We start from the raw sequence: 17,806 nt of genomic DNA, 5'->3' as shown, positions 1-17,806 counted from the left end.
CCGGCCCGTGGCGTGCGGACCGAGCGGCAACGCACGCCACGGGCCGGGCCCTCTCCGGCCGGTTCGAGAAGTGTTGCAGGGAGAAGGACGGGATGGGACTGACGGCACGGATCCGCACGCGGGACGGCTGGGCCGTATCGCACGCGGTCGTCACGGTGACGGACATGACGGGTACGCAGGTGGTGCGTGCCGAGGCCGACGGCGATGGTGCGGTGCGCGACACGCATCCGCTGGCGCCGGGGGCGTACACGGTGATCGTCACCGCGGTGGGGTACGCCCCGGCCGCGTCGAGCGCGATCGTGACCGCGAGCGGGCGCGCCGAGATCGGGAACGTGGTGCTCGCCCGGCAGGGCGGTGCGGAACTGCCGCCCCCGGGGCCGTGGACGATCGACCCGGCGCACTCCTCCGTCGGGGCGGTCGCGCAGCACCTGGGCATCTCCAGCGTGCGCGGCCGGTTCACCGAGTTCGCCGGCCGGATCCTCATATCGCCGGACGGGGCGTCCGCGTCCGCGGTGGAGGCGGTGATCCGGGCCGCGTCCATCGACACGGGGCACGCGCTGCGCGACGGCCACCTGAAGTCGCCGGACTTCCTGGACGTGGAGGAGTACCCGGAGATCGCGTACCGCTCGACGGGGCTGGTTCCCGCCGGAGGCGACCGCTGGACCGTGCACGGCGAACTGACGCTGCACGGCGTGGTGCGTCCCGTTGACCTGGACCTGGCCTACCTGGGCACGGGCGCCGATCCGTGGGGCGGCACCCGGGCGGCGTTCCGTGCGACGGCCGAGCTGCACCGTGAGGACTTCGCCATGAACTACAACCAGGTACTCCAGGCGGGCGTCGCCGCCATCGGCACGAAGCTCAGGGTGGAGCTGGACATCCAGGCGGTGCAGGGGGACGGCCTGCCGGCAGCGTGAGGATCCGGCGCGGGTGGGCCGCGGTCCGTCAGGCGCCCCGGCCCGGGCCGGGTGCCACCCGGGGCAGCAACTCCTCCGGCCGCCCGGGCCGCAGCCGCCCGCACCCGGACGGTGCGCCGGCTGGAGTTCCACGTACCGCAGCGCGCGCAGACCGCGGGCGAGGCGGCGCAGATCGGCCTGGTCGGTGCGGCAGCCGACGGCCGTGCCGGGCACAGGGCGCGCAGGCGCCGGAGTTCCCCGGCGCAGGTGAGCCGGTCCGCTTCCCGCACCTCGTCGAGTCCGTCCAGCACCGGGAGCAGCAGGTGCTCGTCGAGCCAGTACGCGCGGGCAGGCCCTGGACTACCTGAGGAGGCCCGGCGGGCCCGGGCCGCCACAGCCGTCCCCGCGGACCCGCCGCAGCCCCCTAGGCGGGCTCGGACGGGTCCGGCGGCGGCGCCTGAGGCGCGGACCCGTCAGGCGGGCCGGGGCTGAGGGAACCGCTGCGCAGGCGGGACTTCGCGCAGCAGGACCGGCCGCGCCGCCGGGCCGGCGACACCCGCAGCCGCCCCCGGCGCAGCATGCCCGGCCTGCGCCGCCAGCCGCCGGTAGCTGCCGGGCGGCATGCCGACCAGCTCGGTGAAGCGGGTGCGGAAGGTGCCCGGCGAGGAGCAGCCGACTGCGGCGGCGACCTCGCCGACGCCGAGGTCGCTGCTGCGCAGCAGTACCGCGGCGCGCTCGACGCGCCGCGCCGTGAGGTACGCGTACGGGGAGGCCCCGTACGCCCGCCGGAACTGGCGGCTGAGGTGGCCGGCGGGCAGGTCCACGTCCCGGGCGAGCGCCTCGACGTCCAGCGGTTGTGCGTACTGCCGGTCGATCCGGTCCCGGACGCGGCGCAGGAGTGCGAGGTCGTGCAGGTGCCGGGCGGCGGCGCGGGCACGGCCCCACGACGGGTGGCACATGGGGGAGCTCCTTCACGGGTGCGTCCGGGCACCGGGGGCCGACGCGCGCCAAAGCGCGCGGCGGGACCCGGACCCGGTGCCCGGAGAGGGGTCAGTGGCCTGAGGGCTGGGGCGGACCTGGCGGTCAGCCGACTTCCTGGATGCGGATCAAGTTGCCTGCCGGATCGCGGAAGGCGCAGTCGCGGATGCCGTACGGCTGCGCGGTCGGCTCCTGCACCACGTCGGTGGTGCCGGCCTGCACCTTCTCGAACGTGCCGTCGAGGTCCTTGGTGGCCAGCAGGATCCAGCCGTAGGTGCCCTTGGCCATCATCTCGGCGATGGTCCGGCGCTCGTCTTCGGTGATGCCCGGGTCGACGGCGGGCGGCGCCAGCAGGAGGGACGTGTCGGGCTGGCCGGCGGGGCCGACCGTGATCCAGCGCATCTTGCCCTGTCCGACGTCGCTGCGGACCTCGAAGCCGAGGACGTCGCGGTAGAAGGCGAGGGAAGCGTCGGGGTCCTCGTGCGGGAGGACGCTGGTGTGCAGGGTGAGGTCCATGTCGGTCAGGCTAGGCGTGGAGCCGTGGTCCGCGCTTCTCGATTCCTGACCGGTTTCACGTGTCCGCGGGACCCGGGTCCTTTCCTGCAGGGCCGTCCTCGCCGGGCCGGTCCGTGTCCTCGGGCCGGTCGAGGCGGCTGGCCTCGTCGGTGTCCGCGGCGCGCGTGCCGCGGTGCGCGCGGGGCGGGACGGCATGCGGCTTGCGGCGCTCTTCCCCCTCGGTGTCGCCGTGCAGCGGTGCTCCGCCCGCGCCTCCCTGGTCCTCCATGACGGGCCTCCTTCGTGCTCGCGATGGCCCTTCACCCGGGCGGCTGCCCCGCTGCCCGCGGAGGGAAACCCCTGCTGCGGCGGGCGTCGACCGAGCGGACACCCGGGTCCGCCCCGGCACGGACCGCCCGACGGGCCGCGGTCTTCTATCCGGCGGCTCCCTGTCCGCGGGAGTCGGCGGCCACGCGGAAGCCGATGTTGCCTGCCGAGCTGTCCGGGGTGTTGCGGGTGCGGGCCGCGACTCGGTAGCGGTTGCAATACGAGTCGTGGCACATGTGGGACCCGCCCCGCATGGCGCGTTCCGGTCCCCGGCCCGGCGCGAACGGGTCGGCGCACCATTCCCAGACGTTGCCGACCGTGTTGTACAGCCCGTAGCCGTTGGGGCGGAAGGAGCGTGCCGGGGCCGTGCCCGCCTGGCCGTCGGCCCGGGTGTTGTGCACCGGGAAGTCACCGTTCCAGATGTTGCACATGAACCGGCCGCCCGGCCGCAGTTCGTCGCCCCACGGGTAGCGGGCCTGTTCCAGGCCGCCGCGGGCCGCGTACTCCCACTCGGTCTCGGTCGGCAGCCGGGTGCCCGCCCAGGAGCAGTACGCCCGGGCGTCGTTCCAGGACACGTGGACCACCGGGTGGTTCTGCCGGTCGGCGAACGTGGAGCCGGGTCCTTCCGGGGCCCGCCAGGTGGCGCCGGAGACGGCCCGCCACCACGGCGTGCCCGCCACTGCGGGGGAGGCCGCGGCGACGGGCTCCGTCAGGAAGCCTGCGAAGACGAAGCTGGAACCGAAGGCCTCGGCGTCGGTGACGTGGCCGGTGGCCTTGACGAAGGAGGCGAACCGGGCGTTGGTGACGGTGGTCGGCGCGATGCGGAACCCGGCGACCGCCACTTCCCGGACCGGTCCTTCGCCGTCCGCCGGGAAGCCGTCCGGATCGTCGGTCCCCATCAGGAACCGGCCGCCCGCGACCTCGACGAGGTCGCGGACGGCCCGCTCCGCCGCCGGGTCGCGTCGGCGGACGGCCGGCGCGGGGGCGGCCGGGGCGGCCGGGGAGGAGGCGGCCTCCCGGCCGGGTGTGCAGCAGGCCTTCACGGCGTGTGCCGTCTGCGCACCGTGCGCCGTGTTGTCCGTCATGGGTCGCTCTTCCTTCGTGCTCTGCGGGGCGGGCTAGCCGGTGCGGTCGGCGGCCAGGGCCGCCGCGAGGGCGGGGATGCCGAGGGCGCGTTCCTGTGCGGGGGTCGCCTGGTACAGGAGGTTCCGCAGCTGGTGCGGGTCGTTCGCCAGGTCGTAGAACTCCCGGAAGGCGACCGCACCGGTGCCCGAGACGGTGCCCTGCGCATCGGTGTGCAGATCGTAATATTCCGTGTACTGCTTGTCCTTGGCCACGTAACTGGCCCAGGTCTTGGGCCCGTCGGCGCCGGTGCCCTGCTTCCACCACTCCACCAGCAGGTGGTCGCGGGCCGCCGGACGGAGCAGGGACTGCCCGTCCAGGGTGTGTTCGGGGGTGATGCCGGCGGCGTCAAGGAGGGTCGGGGCGATGTCGATGGTGGCCACGAGCCGGTTGTCGGTGGTTCCGGAGCCGAGTCCGGCGGCCGGCCAGGACAGGTGGAAGGGTACTTCGTGCGCCGGGGAGTAGGGCACCGACTTCTTCAGCCAGCCGTGGTCCGCCCAGGTGTAGCCGTTGTCGGCGGTGTAGACGACCAGGGTGTTCTCGAGCTGCCCGAGGGCTCGGAGTCTGTCCCGCAGCGCCTGCACGGCGTCGTCCACGGACAGCAGGCTGCGCAACTGGCGCTGTCTCAGGGCCCGGGCATCGGCCAGGGTGCCGGTGGCGTTGCGGATGTAGCCGGGCTTGTCGCTGCGGTCGTCCTCGGGGACGGACGGCCGCCCGTTCCAGGCGGGGACGGGCGTCTCGGCGTACTGGGCGGCCGGGGTGTTGGGCTCGTGCGAGGCGTACGGGGACACGTAGGCGAACCAGGGCCGGGGGTCCGTGACCGACGCGTCGAGGAAGGCCAGGGCGCGGTTCCTGATGATGTTCGTGGTCTAGCCGGGCAGTTCCTGCACGGTGCCGCCGATGTTCCAGGTCGCGTTCTTGAAACCGGGCCGCAGCAGCGCCCATTCCTCGAAGTGCGGCGGGTTGTCGGCGATGTCCCAGGAGTTGAGGTACTTGCCGAACAGTCCGGTCCGGTACCCGGCCTGCGCGAGGTGGCGCTGCACGGTGGTGGACTGGTCCAGGCGGTGCGAGGCGCTGTTGTTGCGTACGCCGTGGTGGTGCGCGTACCGGCCGGAGAAGATCGAGGAACGGGACGGTGAGCACAGCGGGGTGGTGGCGTGCCCGTGCGGGAAGGTGACCCCCTGGCCGCCGAGCCATTCGACGAGGCGGGGCGTGGCCCAGTCGGTCTGTTTGGGCTGGTCGTCGGTGACGATCAGCAGGATGTTGGGGCGGGTGGCGGCCGGGTTGCCGGAAGCGGCCGCGCGGGCCGTTCCCGTGGTGGCCGCGGCTGCGGCCACGGCCGCTGCTCCGGCCAGGAATCCGCGTCTGCCGACGGACGTGCGGGGGTGCTCGCTCACGGGGCGTCTCCTGATACGGGCGGAAGGACTGGCGTATCCAGGAAGACCTTAGGAGCGGGGTGCGGCAGCGCTGTGGCCGCAGCATGTCAGTGCCGTGGCAGGGCTGTTGCGGGGGGGCGCGGACGCCGGTGACGGCGGTCGGCGGCCGGTCAGCCGGTGGACGGGTGGGGGCCGCCGTCGGGGTGGAAGCAGGCGGTGATGGCCTTGCCGCCGTGACTGGCGTGGACGTCCCAGGAGTCGGCCAGCGTGGCCACGATGCCCAGTCCACGGCCCGAGGTCGCGCCCGCTGCCGCCTCGCGCGGCTTGGGCAGCCGGGGGTCGGTGTCGGCCACGCTCACGTGGACACAGCTGCCGTCCCACGACAGCACCAGGTGTGCGGCGCCTCCCGCGTGCAGGTGGGCATTGGTGACGAGCTCGGAGACGGTGAGGAGGACGGAGTCGACGGTGTCCGGGGACTCCTCGGCCCAGGGGAGCTGCGTCAGGTGCTCCGCCGTCCACTTCCGTGCCGCCCGTACGCCTTCCGCGATGGGAAAGGAGCGCGCCCAGCCGAACGCCTTGACGGTCACGTCGCCCACCTCCTCCTCCGTCTCGCCGTGCAACGGCCGGTTGCCGCCTGCCTCTTCGTAGCCTTCGCCTGCCCCGGATGGTCTGCTGCACACGCCCGGCCCGCGGGCCGGTTCAGCGGGCCAGGAGTTCTTCGAGGAACGCGTCCACGTCGACGGACTCCGCTCCGGCGGGGATCACGGCGTAGGTCATGTCCAGGAAGCGTTCCAGGGCCTGGGCGTCCACGAAGAGGACCGCTCCCGCGCCGCAGCCGCCGCCGTCACGCAGTTCGACGCGTACGGCCTCTCCGCCCGCCGACCACTGCGGGCGGAACGTCACGTCCCCCTCCCCCACCGGCCGGTGCAGGCCCTCGGCCAGCATCTGCCGGTCGAAGCACCAGGTCGCGATCACCTCGTGCCCGGCGAGGAACTTGGCCCGCACCGCGAACGGGTCCTCGCGTTCGTAGGACAGGCGGGCATGCAGGGGCATGCCGTCCCCGGCGGGCTCTTCGAAGCGGACAGCGATCAGGGCGGCGACACGGGACAGCAACACGGACCTCCGGAATATGAGCAGCTCGGCGGTCCTCGTATGCCCCCGCACCAGCAGCCCACACTCCACCATCCGGGGGAACCGCGTGGGGTCTGCCGAAAGAGACCCCTCTTCCGTGGGTACCGCCGAACGGGCTTTCCCCGCGCGGCATTCGAGAGGCAGGGCCGTGTCGGGGCGGCCGCCGCGGCGCCGGTGGCCAAGCTGGTCCGTGCGGGCGGCCGACCGCTCGCGTCCCTCCACCCCCGGTACCGGCGACAAGGAGTACGGCATGCCGTCTGATGCGGTCGGACGTTTCCTCGCGGCCCTGGACCCGGGGCACCGGGAATCCGTCGGCGGCAGGCCGCGCGCGGAGCAGGAGCGTCTCGCGGAGGCCTGGGAGCGGGAGCTGGCGTCGGACGACGAGCTCGACACCCTGGACGAGCTGTCCCCGTCCGCGGCCGAGGCCGAGGCGGCCCGCCGCGTCCTGGGCCGCGAGGCCTGACCGGCCGGTCCAGGCGCCGGGGCCGGTCCAGGCACCGGGAGCGGGCGGCGGGCAGGGGGCTCAGGTGTAGGAGGCCGTGTCCCGTACCTCGCCGAACCGGGGGAAGATCCGCTCCACGGTGAACTCGTGCTCCTCGGCGGTGAACCCGGACATCGCATCAGCGACGAACTCCAGCTCGTAGCCGTGGTCGCTGGCGGCCCGTGCGGTGGACTCGACGCCCATGGTGGTCACCAGTCCGGCGAGCACCAGGGTGTCCACGCCCAGCCCACGCAGCAGGTCGTGCAGGCCGGTGCCGTAGAAGGCGCCGACGGTGCGCTTGACGACCACGGCGTCGCCGGCTTCTTCCAGGCCGTCGGCGAAGCCGCTGCCGGGCGGCTGTTCGGCCGTGTCCGGCCGCTCCACCCGTACCAGCACCACGGGGCGGCCGGCGGCGCGGCACGCCCGGGCCAGCCGCCGGCAGCGGGCCAGGACTTCCTCGCCGGAGTGCGGGGCGACGGGCAGGGCGATGATGCGTGGCATCAGGTCGATGAGGAGCAGCGCGGAGGTCACGCGGCCGATGGTAGGCCAGGGCCGCGCGCAGTCCGGTGCCGGCCCGGCCGCGCTCCGGGGCCGGCCCGGCCCTCACCCCGCGGGGGCCGGGCCGGCTCTCACCCCGCGGGGGCCGGGCCGGCTCTCACCCCGCGGGGGCCGGGCCGGCTCTCACCCCGCGGGGGCCGGGCCGGCCTTCACTCCGCGGGGGCCGCCGGGTCCGCCGTCGTCGCCGAGCCGTCGCCGGTGCGTCGTGCGTCGCCCCGGAGGCGGCGCACCACCAGGACGGCGCGGTCGTCCTCGTGGTGCGTGGCCCGGGCGCAGGTCATCAGGGAGTCCGCGATCTCCTCGGCCGCGGCGTCGCGGGATCGCTCCAGCGCCCGGCAGACCAGGTCCGTACCCTCGTCCACGCTGAGCCGGGGCCCCTCCACCAGCCCGTCGGTGAACAGGGCGAGGGTGTCCCCCTCGGCCAGCCGGCTCTGCGACAGCGGATACCTCGTCCCGTGCTGCACGCCCAGCGGGAGCCCGCCGGGCGTTTCCGGCGCGGTGGCTCCGTCGGCCCCGCAGAGGACCGGCGGGACGTGGCCCGCCCGGGCCGACAGCATCCGGCCGAACGGGTCGAGGAGCGCGTAGAGGCAGGTCGCGAAACCGGCGGCGCCCACCTGGAGCATGAGCTCGTTCGTCCGCTCCAGGACGCGGTCGGGCGAGGGGTCCTCCCAGGCGTAGGCGTGCATGGCCGTGCGGACCTGGCCCATCAGGGCGGCTGCCTGGATGTTGTGGCCCTGCACGTCGCCGATGATGCAGGCGACCCCGCCGTCGGGGAGGGCGATGACGTCGTACCAGTCGCCTCCCACCTCCAGCCCCTCGTTGGCGGGCAGGTAGCGCGCGGCGATCTCGAAGCCCTCGATGCGGGGCAGCGCCGCCGGGAGCATGTCGCGTTGGAGGGCGCCCGCCAGTTCCAGTCGGGCGGTGCTCAGGCGGATCCGCTCCCAGGCCTGGCCCGCCAGTTCGGCGATCACGTCGAGCAGGGTGCGTTCCGGTTCGGTGGTGCGGTGCGGGGCGTCGTAGGTGATGACCCAGCCGCCGAGGGGTCTGCCGGGTTCGGCGGCGAAGGGCACCATCAGGAAGGACTGCGCCGTCGTCGCGTCGAGCAGGCCGTGGGCCTGCGGCCAGGCCGCGCGGTAGGCCTCGCGGGAGCCGATGACCTCGGTGTGTCCGGTGCGGATGGCATGGGCCAGGGGTTTGGGGGCGTTCAGCCCCATGCCGTGCAGGGAGCGCGCCATGGCGGGGTCGATGCCCTCGCCGAAGGTGACCCGCAGCCGCCCGTTCTCGACGAAGGCGAGCAGGGTGCCGGTTCCCGCGAAGGCGGGTGCCACCTTGTGCAGGATGGCGTCGGTGAGCTCCTCCTCCGTCTGGGCCGCCACGAACGCCGCGGCCAGCTCGCGGACCAGCCGGCTCTGCCGGGTGTGCTCGCGGGAGACGGCCAGGTCGTGTTCGACGGCGGCGGTGTGGTCGGAGGTGGAGCCCACGATGCGGCGCGTCCCGTCGAACCCGATGCGCATGATGCGGGAGACCGAGCGCAGCCAGCGGTAGCCGCCCTGCCCGTCGGGGTGGCGGAAGCTGATGTTGACCACCTCGCGCTCGCCCCGGCGCAGTGCCCAGAAGGCCTTTTCGACGTGCGCCACGTCTTCGGGGTGCAATTGGTCGAGCACCTGGTCCAGCCGCCGTACGCCGGCGCTCTGGTGCCTGCTGTACTCCAGTGAGTTCTCGACCCACCAGAACCGGTCGTGTTCCTCGTCGTAGGCCCAGACGGACTGGCCGCGGAGCGCGGCCATGGCGTGCAGGACGGCCCAGCTCTCCCATTCGGTGGCGGCGGGCTGCTCCAGTTCCACGACGGCGGCCGGCTGCCCGGCGGGTCCTTCGACGGGCCACGCCGACACCAGGCACAGCACGGCCTCGCCCCTGCCGCGCAGCAGGAGGGGGCTGCGGGTCACCGGTGGGCCGGGCGCGGCTGCGGGGGCCGGCGTGGTGACGTCGAGGAGGAGCCGGGACACCGATCCGGCGTGGCCGGACGGCGCGAGGTCGGCGAGGCGCACCGCGGCCGACCCGCCGGGGTCCAGCCCCAGCAGGGCGCGGGCCTGCGGGTCGGCGTCGAGGATCGTCCCGGCTCCCCCCGGGTCGTTCGAGAGGTCCACCAGCAGGCGGGGGGTGCGGTCGTCGGTCGGGCCGGCAGGAGCAGCGGGTCCGGGTGTTTCGGGCCGAAGGTTCATCTGGGGATGTCCGTCCGGATAGGTGGCGCGACCCTCCACTGAAGCGGACCGGACGGTGTGCGGCCAGGGGCCGTACGTCCGCCCCGCGGGGAGCGAAGGGCCCGCGTCCACCGGTCGGAAGTCCCGTGGCGGCCCGGTGGGGGCGGGCGGCGCCTACCGGGTTCCGGGGCAGCGGAGGGTGTCGGCGGGGGCGGGGGCGCCCTCGGCGGTGTTCCGGTCGTAGGTGACGGTCTTGACTGCGGGGGGTTCGGTGCCGACGGCGACGTCGAGGAAGGCGTCGTGGTCGGCGACCGGCTGGATGCGGGCGCCGGGCAGGGCGGCGGCGAGGGTCGCGGCGTCGGCCTCCCGGCCGGGTCCGTGGCTGATGACGGCGGGGCCCGCGGGGCGTTGGGCGGGCGCCGGCTGCGAGGTGTCGGTGACGACGAAGCCGCTCCGGCGCAGGGCTGCGGCGACCGTGGCGTCATCGACGCGGACGGCGATGGAGCCGGGGTTCGTCTCGACCGGGGTCTGCGGGACGGGCTGGATGCGGCGGTCCCCCGTCAGGCGCCGGTCTGCGGCCAGCGCCTCCCACAGCGCGGCGGAGCGTGCCTCGTGCCAGACCAGGGTGGAGCCCACTCCGGGCACCCGGTGGTCGAACAGCCGGATGGGGACGGTGGCGAACTCGATGTTCTCGGGGCGCATCCGGCCGAGCGCCCATCCGATGCGCACGAGGTCGTCCAGCCCCGTGCGGTCGTCGGTGCGTACGGACTTCAGCAGGGCGCGGGCGGTGCGCGCCGTGTTGAGGGGCCCGGAGAGGGAACCCTCGGCGGTGAGCCGGGCCAGCAGGTCGTTGACCGTACGCTGCTGCCGGCGGACGCGGCCGAGGTCTCCGGGGCGGTTGACGTGCCGGGCCCGGACGTAGCGCAGGGTGGTGTTGCCGTCGGTGCGGTGGACGCCGGCGCCGATGTCGAGGCCGGAACCGTCGTCCTTCAGGCTCTTGTCGGTGCACACGGTGGCGCCGCCGAGGTTGTCGACCGCCTGCTCGAAGCCGGTGAACCCGGTCTCCAGGTAGTGGTCGATGTGCAGCCCGGTGGCCTTCTCCACGGTGCGGATGCTCAGCGGGCCGCCGCCGATCGCGAAGGCGCCGTTGATCTTCCCGGAGCGGGCCGGGCCCGGGGCCGCGGGTGGGGCCGCGGGGTCTGCGTACGGGACGTAGGAGTCGCGGGGGATGGAGACGATGCTGGCGCGCCGCATGCCCTCGGAGAGGTGCACGAGCATCATGACGTCGGTGCAGTTGCACCCCTTGCCGCCCACGTGGAGGCGGCGCTTCTCGGCTGCGGACAGGCCCGCGCGGCTGTCGATCCCGACGACGAGGATGTTGGTGCCCCGGTGGGCGGCAGGGGTGTCACGCTCGGCGGAGGAGGCGTGGGAGGCGGCGAGGGAGCCTCCGGCGAGGGTGGCCAGCAGGGTGAGGGCAACGGTGAGTCGACGCAACGCACATCCCCGAAAATAGTGCCAAAAGTGACGAACCATGACGTTACTGCCGCGAGGAGCGGCCCCGTGGTGTCACGCGCCGCACGGCGCGTCCGTGTCCTCGGCGGCCCGTCGGCGGGCGGACGGGGCGGCTCGGAGCGTGCGGGGCGCCCGGGGAGTGCGCGGCGTGCCGCCATTCGGTTCCAGGTCGGCACCTCACACGGGTGACTTAGCGGAACGGCGTGCGAATCCCGTGAGGTCGCTGCTGCGATCTTCTGTCGCGACGGCGCGGCCGTCCCGGGTCAGGCCCGCGGGCGGCGGCAACTGAACGAGAGAAGAGGAATCACATGCGGAACCTCACCTGGGCGGTGCGGGGCGCCGCGACCGTGTCGGTCGCCCTGCTCGCAGGATCGCTCATGGCTCCGTCTGCCGGGGCGTACTCCGGACCCGACCCCAAGGCTCCGGCCAAGGCCGCCCCCGCCAAGCCGGCCCCGGGCAAGCCGGCGCCGGCCGCGCAGGCCCCGGCGGGTTCCGGGGACGCGCCTTCCCGCCGCTGCGAGACCGACCGCGACGTCAGCTCCACCGTGGCGGACTACTCCGGGTCGCCGGAGGTGTTCGAGACCGTGTTCCGCACCGCCACCGACCGGCAGGGCCACGCCTTCCTCAACGACAGCCGCAACCCCGGGGTGTGGATCAACCTCGCCCTGGTCCCGGGCGGCCCCCAGTGCACCTACGACACCGCGGTCTCGGTGACCGAGGAGAGCGAGGGCCACCTGTTCATCACCCTCCTCGGCAGCGACGGGGTCCTCTACCAGGCCACCTGCAACACCAGCGGGACCCCGTTCACGCCGGCGAACCTGCCCGCCGCCTGCGCACCGGGTTTCGCCGCCCTCGCCGACACCCCGGTCTGAGCCGCGTACCGCTGAAACCCGCAGTACCACGCACGGAGCCCGGCCGGTGTCATCGTCACCCGGCCGGGCTCCGCTCTGCGGGGAGGAGCCGCTCTCGGCTCCTCCGGGGGGTCTGCCATCGGCGTCAGACAGCGCCGCGCCAGGAGCCCGTCTCCGTGCCACGGGACTCGATGTACGTCTTGAAGTGCTTGAGGTCCCCGCTGACCTGGCGCTTGACGAAACCGAGCTTGTCGCCGACGTTCTCGGCGAGGCCCTCGGGATCGAAGTCCATCTGCAGCATCACCTTGGTGCGCGCCTCGTCGAGGCGGTGGAAGGTGACCACGCCGGCCTGCTTGGCCTCGCCGCCGACCGTGGTCCACGCCACCCGCTCGTCCGGGATCTGCTCGGTGATCTCGGCGTCGAACTCCCGCTGCACGCCGGACACCTTCGTCTCCCAGTGCGTCAGGGTCTCGCTGACCTGGGTGATGCGCTCGACCCCGTGCATGAAGTGCGGGAACGTCTCGAACTGCGTCCACTGGTTGTACGCGGTGCGGACCGGCACGTCGACCTCGATGGACTGCTCGACCTGCGACATGGAACCAACCTCCTCGTGCGGGCCGCGCCCCTGTGCTGCCGGGGCGCGGACTCGGTCATGAGTGCTGCTCTGGACACGCGGGTGCCCACGGCGCGGGAGGTCATGCCTGCGGACGGAACGTCAGATTCAGTACGTCGGGCCCGGAGCGGTCGGGCCCCGGCCCGGCCCCCGGGCCGGGGGACGGGGGACGGGGGACGGGGGACGGGGGCGCGGTCAGCGCACCGGGATGATGTCGGGGGCGCCGAGCCGGACCGCGTCGGCGGTGCGGTCGTCCGGCTGCTCCTGGGCCTCGCGTTCGGCGGCCACCCGCTTCAGGTAGTGGTCGACCTCGCGGTCCTGGTGCGCCCGGTCCCACCCGAGGTGCGGCGCCATCAGGTCCGCCACCGTCCGCGCCGCGTCCACCCCGCGGTCCCACGACTCGATGGAGATCCGGGTGCGCCGCGCGAGGACGTCCTCCACGTGGCGGGCCCCCTCGTGGGTCACCGCGTACACGGCCTCGACCCGGAGGTAGTCGTCGGAACTCGGCAGCGGGCCGCCAAGTGAGGGGTCGTCCGCGACCAGGGCGAGCAGTTCGGGGACCAGCGAGCCGTAGCGGTTGAGCAGGTGCTCGATGCGGGCGACGTGCAGTCCCGAGCGCTCGGCGAGGTGGTGGCGGGAGTTCCACAGGGCCGGGTAGCCGTCGGCCCCGAGCAGCGGCACGCGGTGCGTGGTGCACTCGGGGACCTTCTCGTCCAGTGCGCGCACCGCTTCGTCGACCGCGTCGCGGGCCATGACCCGGTAGGTGGTGTACTTCCCGCCGGCGACCACCACGAGCCCCGGCACGGGATGCGCGACCAGGTGCTCGCGCGACAGCTTGCTGGTCTCGGCCGCCTCGCCGGACAGCAGGGGGCGCAGGCCCGCGTAGACGCCTTCGACGTCCTCCGGGACCAGCGGGGTGGCCAGGACGCTGTTGACGTGCTCCAGCAGGTAGCCGACGTCCTCCGAACTCAGGGCGGGGTGCGCCTTGTCGAGGGTCCAGTCGGTGTCGGTGGTCCCGATGATCCAGTGCCGTCCCCAGGGGATCACGAACAGCACGCTCTTCTCGGTGCGCAGGATGATCCCCGTCCGGGAGTTGATGCGGTCCCGCGGGACCAGCAGGTGGACGCCCTTGGAGGCGCGGACGTGGAACTGTCCGCGGGTGCCGGCCATGGCTTGGGTGTCGTCCGTCCACACGCCGGTCGCATTGATGACCTGCTTGGCGCGCACCTGCGTCTCGTCGCCGCTCTCCAGGTCCGTGACGACGGCGCCGACGACGCGTTCGCCCTGCCGCAGGAATCGGCTGACGCGGGTCCGGTTGGCGGCCAGCGCCCCGTACGCGGCGGCGGTACGGGCCAGGTAGAGGGTGTGCCGGGCATCGTCGACCTGGGCGTCCCAGTACTGGACGGCGCCCACCAGGGCGTCGGAGCGCAGGGCGGGCGCCTCGCTCAGGGCGCGGCGTTTGCCGAGGTGGCGGTGGTGGGGCAGGCCGCGGGAGGTACCGGAGGCCGTGGCCATCGTGTCGTACAGGAGGATGCCGGCGCCCACGTACGGGCGTTCCCAGACGCGGTGCTGCAGGGGGTAGAGGAACGGCACCGGCCGTACCAGGTGGGGGGCGAGGGTCTGGAGCAGGAGGCCGCGTTCCTTGAGGGCCTCGGCGACCAGCCGGAAGTCCAGCATCTCCAGGTAGCGCAAGCCGCCGTGGATGAGTTTGCTGGAGCGGCTGGAGGTGCCCGAGGCCCAGTCGCGGGCCTCGACGAGGCCGACCCGCAGCCCCCGGGTGGCGGCGTCCAGGGCCGCTCCCGCGCCGACGACGCCTCCGCCGACGACGAGGATGTCGAGCTCCGCCTCCCCCATCCGGGCGAGGGCCTCCGTACGGGCCGCGGGCGAGAGCGCCACCGGTTCGGCCATGGTCTCCTCCTGCTCCCCCCTGGTACGGCCGCGCCGTGCGGCCCGGATCCTGCGGGGCCTATTCGACCTTGGCCCAGTCGAGGGTGCGTTCGACGGCCTTCTTCCAGCCCGCGTACCCCTCCGCGCGCCGGTCCTCGGACCACTGGGGCTCCCAGCGCTTGGACTCCTGCCAGTGGGTGCGCAGTTCGTCCGTGTCCTGCCAGAAGCCGGTGGCGAGGCCCGCCGCGTAGGCGGCGCCCAGCGCGGTCGTCTCGGCGACGACGGGGCGGCTGACCGGGACGCCCAGGACGTCTGCCTGGATCTGCATGCACAGGTCGTTGGCGGTGACGCCGCCGTCGACCTTCAGCACGTCGAGGTGGACGCCGGAGTCCTGCTCCATGGCCTCCACGACGTCCCGGCTCTGGTAGCAGATGGCCTCCAGGGTGGCGCGTGCCAGATGGCCGTTGTCGTTGTACCGCGCGAGGCCGACGATCGCGCCGCGGGCGTCGGAGCGCCAGTACGGGGCGAAGAGGCCGGAGAAGGCGGGCACGAAGTAGATGCCGCCGCTGTCCTCGACGGTACGGGCCAGCCGTTCGCTTTCCGCGGCGTCACTGATGATCTTCAGCTGGTCGCGCAGCCACTGCACGGCGGAGCCGGTCACGGCGATGGAGCCTTCGAGCGCGTAGATCGCCGGGCTGTCGCCGAACTGGTAGGCCACGGTGGTGAGCAGGCCGTGCTGGGAACGGACCAGTTCGGTGCCGGTGTTGAGCACCAGGAAGTTGCCCGTGCCGTAGGTGTTCTTGGCCTCGCCGGGCGCGTAGCAGACCTGGCCGACGGTGGCGGCCTGCTGGTCTCCGAGGACGCCGGTGATGGGGATGGCGGCCCGCAGCGGCCGGGAGGTGCGGGTCTCGCCGAACGCCTCCCGGTGGGAGGACGGGTTGATGGTGGGCAGCATCGCCCGGGGGACGCCGAAGAAGCCCAGGAGTTCGTCGTCCCAGTCGAGGGTTTCGAGGTCCATGAGCATGGTGCGGCTGGCGTTGGTCACGTCGGTGGCGTGGATGCCGCCGTCGGGGCCGCCCGTGAGGTTCCACAGCACCCAGCAGTCGGTGTTGCCGAAGAGGGCGTGCCCCTGCTCGGCGGCCTCCCGCACCCCGTCGACGTTCTCCAGGATCCACTGGATCTTGCCGCCGGAGAAGTACGTGGCCGGCGGCAGCCCGGCCTTGCGGCGGATGACCTCGCCCTGACCGCCGCGTTCGAGTGCGGCGGCTATGGAGTCGGTGCGGGTGTCCTGCCAGACGATGGCGTTGTAGTAGGGGCGGCCGGTGCGCGGGTCCCAGACGACGGTCGTCTCCCGCTGGTTGGTGATGCCGATGGCCGCCAGGTCCTGTGCGGCGAGGTTGCCGTGCCGGAGGGCGTTCTGGATCACCGAGTTGGTGCGCTCCCAGATCTCGACCGGGTCGTGCTCGACCCAGCCGGAGCGCGGGAGGATCTGGGAGTGCTCCAGCTGGTGCCGTGCCACCTCGCTGCCCGCGTGGTCGAAGATCATGAAACGGGTGCTGGTGGTCCCCTGGTCCACTGCGCCGACGAAGTCAGCCATGGGATGTGCCGCCTCTCTGTGTCGCCTGTGCGCCGGCCTGCCGGATCTGCCGGGTCAGCTCTCGTCGGGGGCGGGAATCCGTCCGGGCGGCTCCGGCTCGGCGGTGGGCAGGAACCTGCCGATGAAGGCCTTGTAGAGGCCCGCGCCCAGCAGGCCGCCGATCAGCGGGCCCACGATCGGCACCCAGAAGTACAGGTGCCCGTACTGGTCTCGCCACGCTCCCCCGTAGCCGGTGAAGAAGCTCGCCAGCCGGGGACCGAAGTCACGCGCCGGGTTGATCGCGTACCCCGCGTTGGTGCCCCAGGCCATGCCGATCGCGACCACGATCAGGCCGACGATGAACGGCGCCAGGTTGGCGCCCGGCGGTGTGTTGAGCAGGTCGGTGACGGCCAGGATCAGCAGCAGCAGGAGCGCGGTGCCGATGATCTGGTCGCGCAGGGCGCCCCATTCGGTGACCGGGAGGTTCGTGTTGCCGTTCGCCGGGAGGGTGGAGAAGACGCCCTGCGTCTTGATGGTGTGGCCGGGGTCGGCCTTGGCCAGGGCCTCGGTGTAGTTCCAGCGGACGATCAGGGCCGCCACGAAGGCGCCGGCCGTCTGCGCGACCGCGTAGGGGGCCACCTTGCTCCAGGGGAATCCCTTGAAGGTCGCCAGCGCGACGGTGACGGCAGGATTGAGGTGGGCGCCGCTCAGCCTGGCAGCGACGTACACACCGAGGGTGACGCCGAGGCCCCATGCCCAGGCGATGCTGTCGTGGTTGCCGAGGCCGCCCGCGGGGTCCGTGAGGGCTCCGCCGGCGACGACCTGGGCCACGACGCCGCAACCGAAGAGGATGAGGATCATGGTGCCGGCGAATTCGGCGGAGAGTTCGCCGACCAGACCCGATCCCTTGTGCTTCTCAGCCATGAGTACCCGCTTCCCGCCGGCCCTGCGACCAGCCGTCGACTGCCTCGGATCCTCGATAGATCAGTTTAAGTCCGGACAACTCGCCCGGCATGTCCGTGGGCCCGGCCCCTTGGCCGCACGGTGGCGCGGCCGCGGGGCAGGTGCCTTTCCCGGGTCGGCCGGACCGGCGCCGGCCGGGGTGCCGAGCGCGGGTCACCCGTACGGGCAGGCGTCAGGCGCCGTCGTCTGGGCACCCGAGGTCCATGTCCGGAGAACATGCACGGCCGACGAGCACCCCGTTCCGTACGCTCCTGCCCGACACCCCGGCAGAACCGGCGCATGCGGCCGGCCACGCCCGGCGCGAGTCGTTCGGGAGGCGTCTGCGCAGGCGGATCCTGGCGTACCGCGACATCGCGTTCCTGTCCTCCCGCCTCCCCGGCGACAGCGGTCCCGCAGAGGAGTGCCTGCTCCTGGTCCACGGCCGCAAGGTCGTCGGCCAGGTCCACTACCGCCTCTGCACCGAGTGCGCCGAGGGCGTCATCACCGGCGTCGACATCGAGACGCCGCTGCGCTCCACCGGCCTCGGCACACGGGCCCTGTCGCACCTGCGCGCCCGCCACCCTGGCCTCACCTGGCGCAGCACCCTGACCGGGCGCACCACGCGCGACCTGCTGCGCCGCATGCGCATCCCTGCCGACGCCGCCGGCGCCGCCTGCCCGCACACTCCGGCCGGGCCGCCCTCCGTACCGTCGCCAGCGGCGGCGGCGCCGGTACGGCCCGCGGTTTCGTGAGCGGCGTCCGCGGCGCCCGGCCCACCCGCTGTCCGGGCGGGCCGGGCGCCGCATGGCGGGTGCTGTCCGGTGCTGGTTGGCTGGGGAGAGCCGTAGTCCCCCGACCCGAGG

General features: G+C 73.6%; 17 protein-coding genes and 1 pseudogene. 4 read left to right on the top strand and 14 right to left on the bottom strand.

Features of this window, described 5'->3' with window-relative positions:
* The first annotated feature begins 92 nt into the window (after positions 1 to 92).
* Positions 93 to 914, top strand: a complete 822-nt coding sequence (locus ACLJTM_RS10250) for a YceI family protein (RefSeq protein ID WP_411103135.1) — start codon at positions 93 to 95, stop codon at positions 912 to 914.
* 452 nt (positions 915 to 1,366) lie between these two features.
* Here ACLJTM_RS10250 and ACLJTM_RS10245 read toward each other — a convergent pair whose 3' ends face one another.
* The 7 genes and pseudogenes from ACLJTM_RS10245 to ACLJTM_RS10215 form a co-directional block, all read right to left on the bottom strand.
* Positions 1,367 to 1,852, bottom strand: coding sequence for a helix-turn-helix transcriptional regulator (locus ACLJTM_RS10245; RefSeq protein WP_411103134.1), 486 nt, complete (start codon positions 1,850 to 1,852; stop codon positions 1,367 to 1,369).
* Positions 1,853 to 1,976: 124 nt separating this feature from the next.
* Positions 1,977 to 2,387, bottom strand: a complete 411-nt coding sequence (locus ACLJTM_RS10240) for a VOC family protein (protein WP_411103133.1) — start codon at positions 2,385 to 2,387, stop codon at positions 1,977 to 1,979.
* A gap of 55 nt (positions 2,388 to 2,442) precedes the next feature.
* Complete coding sequence (locus ACLJTM_RS10235) at positions 2,443 to 2,655, bottom strand: hypothetical protein (protein ID WP_411103132.1); 213 nt, start codon at positions 2,653 to 2,655, stop codon at positions 2,443 to 2,445.
* Between the two features lie 145 nt (positions 2,656 to 2,800).
* A complete protein-coding gene (locus ACLJTM_RS10230) occupies positions 2,801 to 3,778 on the bottom strand; it encodes a formylglycine-generating enzyme family protein (RefSeq protein WP_411103131.1) in 978 nt (325 codons plus the stop codon).
* A 33-nt stretch (positions 3,779 to 3,811) separates the two neighbouring features.
* Positions 3,812 to 5,152, bottom strand: a pseudogene (locus tag ACLJTM_RS10225) (sulfatase).
* Between the two features lie 209 nt (positions 5,153 to 5,361).
* A complete protein-coding gene (locus tag ACLJTM_RS10220) occupies positions 5,362 to 5,778 on the bottom strand; it encodes an ATP-binding protein (protein WP_411103130.1) in 417 nt (138 codons plus the stop codon).
* Positions 5,779 to 5,890: 112 nt separating this feature from the next.
* The gene (locus ACLJTM_RS10215) at positions 5,891 to 6,307 is read right to left on the bottom strand and encodes an SsgA family sporulation/cell division regulator (protein ID WP_411103129.1); all 417 of its coding nucleotides are present in this window, start codon (positions 6,305 to 6,307) and stop codon (positions 5,891 to 5,893) included.
* A gap of 265 nt (positions 6,308 to 6,572) precedes the next feature.
* On the opposite strand from ACLJTM_RS10215, the gene ACLJTM_RS10210 reads away from it, so the two are divergent.
* On the top strand, positions 6,573 to 6,785 hold the full coding sequence (locus tag ACLJTM_RS10210; RefSeq protein ID WP_411103128.1) for a hypothetical protein: 213 nt from the start codon (positions 6,573 to 6,575) through the stop codon (positions 6,783 to 6,785).
* 60 nt (positions 6,786 to 6,845) lie between these two features.
* Here the strand turns inward: ACLJTM_RS10210 and ACLJTM_RS10205 are convergent, their stop codons facing one another.
* The 3 genes from ACLJTM_RS10205 to ACLJTM_RS10195 all read right to left on the bottom strand — a co-directional run bounded on the left by ACLJTM_RS10205 (position 6,846) and on the right by ACLJTM_RS10195 (position 11,056).
* On the bottom strand, positions 6,846 to 7,334 hold the full coding sequence (locus ACLJTM_RS10205; RefSeq protein ID WP_411103127.1) for an isochorismatase family protein: 489 nt from the start codon (positions 7,332 to 7,334) through the stop codon (positions 6,846 to 6,848).
* A 176-nt stretch (positions 7,335 to 7,510) separates the two neighbouring features.
* Positions 7,511 to 9,583: a SpoIIE family protein phosphatase gene (locus ACLJTM_RS10200; RefSeq protein ID WP_411103126.1), complete on the bottom strand. Its 2,073-nt coding sequence runs from the start codon at positions 9,581 to 9,583 to the stop codon at positions 7,511 to 7,513.
* Between the two features lie 153 nt (positions 9,584 to 9,736).
* The gene (locus ACLJTM_RS10195) at positions 9,737 to 11,056 is read right to left on the bottom strand and encodes an LCP family protein (RefSeq protein WP_411103125.1); all 1,320 of its coding nucleotides are present in this window, start codon (positions 11,054 to 11,056) and stop codon (positions 9,737 to 9,739) included.
* A gap of 326 nt (positions 11,057 to 11,382) precedes the next feature.
* Here ACLJTM_RS10195 and ACLJTM_RS10190 point away from each other — a divergent pair, with 326 nt between their 5' ends.
* A complete protein-coding gene (locus ACLJTM_RS10190; RefSeq protein ID WP_411103124.1) occupies positions 11,383 to 11,946 on the top strand; it encodes a hypothetical protein in 564 nt (187 codons plus the stop codon).
* 124 nt (positions 11,947 to 12,070) lie between these two features.
* Here ACLJTM_RS10190 and ACLJTM_RS10185 read toward each other — a convergent pair whose 3' ends face one another.
* The 4 genes from ACLJTM_RS10185 to ACLJTM_RS10170 all read right to left on the bottom strand — a co-directional run bounded on the left by ACLJTM_RS10185 (position 12,071) and on the right by ACLJTM_RS10170 (position 16,925).
* Positions 12,071 to 12,520 (bottom strand): SRPBCC family protein, encoded by a 450-nt coding sequence (locus ACLJTM_RS10185; protein ID WP_411103123.1) that lies wholly within the window; start codon positions 12,518 to 12,520, stop codon positions 12,071 to 12,073.
* A 213-nt stretch (positions 12,521 to 12,733) separates the two neighbouring features.
* Positions 12,734 to 14,446 (bottom strand): glycerol-3-phosphate dehydrogenase/oxidase, encoded by a 1,713-nt coding sequence (locus ACLJTM_RS10180; protein WP_411103122.1) that lies wholly within the window; start codon positions 14,444 to 14,446, stop codon positions 12,734 to 12,736.
* 58 nt (positions 14,447 to 14,504) lie between these two features.
* Complete coding sequence (gene glpK / locus ACLJTM_RS10175) at positions 14,505 to 16,022, bottom strand: glycerol kinase GlpK (protein ID WP_411103121.1); 1,518 nt, start codon at positions 16,020 to 16,022, stop codon at positions 14,505 to 14,507.
* Positions 16,023 to 16,076: 54 nt separating this feature from the next.
* Positions 16,077 to 16,925 (bottom strand): MIP/aquaporin family protein, encoded by an 849-nt coding sequence (locus ACLJTM_RS10170; protein ID WP_411103120.1) that lies wholly within the window; start codon positions 16,923 to 16,925, stop codon positions 16,077 to 16,079.
* Positions 16,926 to 17,167: 242 nt separating this feature from the next.
* Here ACLJTM_RS10170 and ACLJTM_RS10165 point away from each other — a divergent pair, with 242 nt between their 5' ends.
* A complete protein-coding gene (locus ACLJTM_RS10165) occupies positions 17,168 to 17,695 on the top strand; it encodes a hypothetical protein (RefSeq protein WP_411103119.1) in 528 nt (175 codons plus the stop codon).
* Positions 17,696 to 17,806: the final 111 nt, after the last annotated feature.

The sequence above is a fragment of the Streptomyces sp. cmx-4-9 genome (assembly GCF_046548835.1).
Classification (GTDB): Bacteria; Actinomycetota; Actinomycetes; order Streptomycetales; family Streptomycetaceae; genus Streptomyces.
Note: the sequence above shows the minus strand (reverse complement) of the source record. Positions and strands in the feature narration are given on the sequence as shown.